The 1542-nt window shown below is 70.4% G+C and carries 1 protein-coding gene; it reads right to left on the bottom strand.

Features of this window, described 5'->3' with window-relative positions:
- Window positions 1-64: 64 nt before the first annotated feature.
- The gene (locus tag KJQ12_RS00920) at window positions 65-1393 is read right to left on the bottom strand and encodes a hypothetical protein (protein ID WP_213483103.1); all 1329 of its coding nucleotides are present in this window, start codon (window positions 1391-1393) and stop codon (window positions 65-67) included.
- Between the last annotated feature and the right edge of the window lie 149 nt (window positions 1394-1542).

Below are 1542 nucleotides of genomic sequence, written 5' to 3'. Positions count from 1 at the left end.
GGCCGCCCTGCCCGCAAGGCGCGGGCAGGGCGGCCGTTGTTGCATGCCATGCCGGAAACGGCGTTTATGCGGTGCCCGACGCCATGCCCGCGGCCGCATGCCTGCGGCCCGCAGCCAAGGCCGCCGGCTTGCCGCTGATGGCGGGCCGGATGCACGCGGGACCGCAGGCCTGCACCCAGGCGTGCTCCACCGGCACGCCGCCGTCCGGCACGGCCGCGGGCAGCAGGACGCGGAGCATGTCTTGCAGCACGTCGCTGTCCGTCAGGTCGAGCTTGACGGCATCCCGTCCCTCGGTGAGCGCGGTGCGCAGCACGCGCAGTTCGCCGAGCTTCTCGTCGGCGAACGCCAGCGCGTGGCGGGGCAGCCCGCGCGGCGGCGTCCCGGGCCCGAGCGCCACCGGCGCATGCAGCAGGCTGCAGGACGGCTGCAGCGCCAGCCGAACCTGCGGGATGAGGCGCCGCAGGTTCTCGAGCAGCGCGCATGCCGCCGTGAGGTCGGACCGCCAGACACTCCGGCCGTCGACGATGCCGACGCCGAGCACCCGGGCGGCCGGGAAGCCGTGCTTCGCCACGGCCTCAAGCGCGCGGCCCCCGTCCGCCGCGAAGTCGAGGCCGATGCCGGCGACGGGCAGCTCAAGCAGCCGCGCGCATTCGTCCGGCAGACCGAACGTGAGCTGCAGCATCAGGCGGAGCGGCGGCGCCGCGTCGTGCAGCGCCCGGTAGGTCCGCTCGATGAGCGGCCAATGCCGCGGCGGCACGGCCCGGGCGAGCTCCGGTTCCTCGAGCTGCACCCAGGCCGCGCCGGCCTCATGCAGTCCGCGCAGCGCCTGCGCGTACACCGGCGCGATCCGTTCGAGCGCCTCTTCCGGCGGGAGCCCTTCCGCCAGTTTCGCGAACGTATAGGGGCCGATCATGACCGGCACGGGCAGCGCCTGAAGATGCGCGCGCGCCTCGCGGAACGCCTCGGCCCACGGATTGCGGACGAGGCGCGGCGCCGTGAACGCCGCCGGTTCCGGCACGATGTATTGGTACGGCGTGCCGTACCACGGCTTCGTCCGGCAGGCCGCCGCCCCCGGCGCGCCTTCGGCCATGGCGAAGGCGAGCGCCGCCGGTCCGCGCGCGGCCGCCTCCGCGAACCGCTCCGGCACGAGGCCGAATGCGATGCTGTGATCCAGCACGTGATCGTACAGCGCGAAGTCGCCGACCGGAATCCAGTCGACGCCGGCTTCCTGCTGTTTCAGCAGGCGGGCGAGCCGGACCGCCATCAGCCGTTCCTCCAGCTCCCGTTCGCCGATGTTCCCCGCCCGGTACGCTTCCAGCGCCGAGATGCCTTCCAGCCGTTCTCCGATTCTCGGATATCCGAGGTTTGCAATGACAATGTCAGGTTTCTCCACGTCCCGATCCTCCCCGCGGCATGATCCGCAGTAAGTCTTTTCAATAAATATACAACATGAAGAATATTTATTCAACCAATGCGCAGCAAACGTCAGTGTCAAGCTAGCGTGGGCAGTCATTTAAGATGCTTGGAACGCGAACCCCAAAG

It is taken from the genome of Thermobacillus xylanilyticus, from assembly GCF_907165215.1.
Taxonomy (GTDB): Bacteria; Bacillota; Bacilli; order Paenibacillales; family Paenibacillaceae; genus Thermobacillus; species Thermobacillus xylanilyticus.
Note: the sequence above shows the minus strand (reverse complement) of the source record. Positions and strands in the feature narration are given on the sequence as shown.